We start from the raw sequence: 784 nt of genomic DNA, 5'->3' as shown, positions 1-784 counted from the left end.
CAGGTGTGGGAAGTCGGGTGGTGAAGCGGGCGTACCGCTACCGTTTCTACCCGACCCCCGACCAGATGGAGAACCTCGCGAAAACGTTCGGCTGTGTCCGCTACGTCTACAACCGGGCACTTGCCGAACGGCACCGGGCGTGGTCCCAGGAACAGCGGCGGATCAGCCACGCGGAAACCGATCTGATGCTCACCGGGTGGAAACGGGACCCGGACACTCTGTGGTTGGCCGAGCCGTCGAAAGGCCCGCTACAGGCCGCGCTACGGAATCTCCAAACCGCCTACGTGAACTTTTGGGGAAAACGGGCCGGCTACCCGATGTTCAAGCGGAAGGGGAAGACGAACGATGCGGCGACCTACTTCCGGAACTGCTTCACGTTCCGGGACGGGCGGCTGAAGCTGGCGAAGCAGGCCGCGCCGCTGCGGATCGTCTGGTCCCGTCCGTTCCCGGAAGGCGCGGTGCCGTCGCGGGTGACGGTGTCCCGGAACAGCCGGGGCCAGTATCACGTGTCGATCCTGGTGGACTGCCCGATCGAGGCGCTGCCGGCGGCGGGCGGGCAGGTCGGGGTGGACGTGGGCATCACGTCGCTGGTCACGCTGTCCACCGGGGAGAGGATTGCCAACCCGCGGTACGAGCGGACCGACCGGGTCCGGCTGGTCCGGGCGCGGCGGGAGCTGTCACGGAAGAAGAAGGGCTCGGCGAACCGGGCGAAGGCCCGGTTGAAGGTCGCGAGGATCCACGGTCGGATCGCCGACCGGCGGCGGGATCATCTGCACAAGCTGTC

At 67.5% G+C, this 784-nt stretch carries 1 protein-coding gene; it reads left to right on the top strand.

Annotation, left to right across the window (positions count from 1 at the left end; translation table 11 throughout):
* Positions 1–17 precede the first annotated feature (17 nt).
* Positions 18–784: RNA-guided endonuclease InsQ/TnpB family protein (locus tag G6R24_RS21220; protein WP_225438897.1), on the top strand; the 767-nt coding region annotated here is incomplete at its 3' end.

This window comes from Candidatus Frankia nodulisporulans, assembly GCF_902806475.1.
Lineage (GTDB): Bacteria > Actinomycetota > Actinomycetes > Frankiales > Frankiaceae > Frankia > Frankia umida.
Note: the sequence above shows the minus strand (reverse complement) of the source record. Positions and strands in the feature narration are given on the sequence as shown.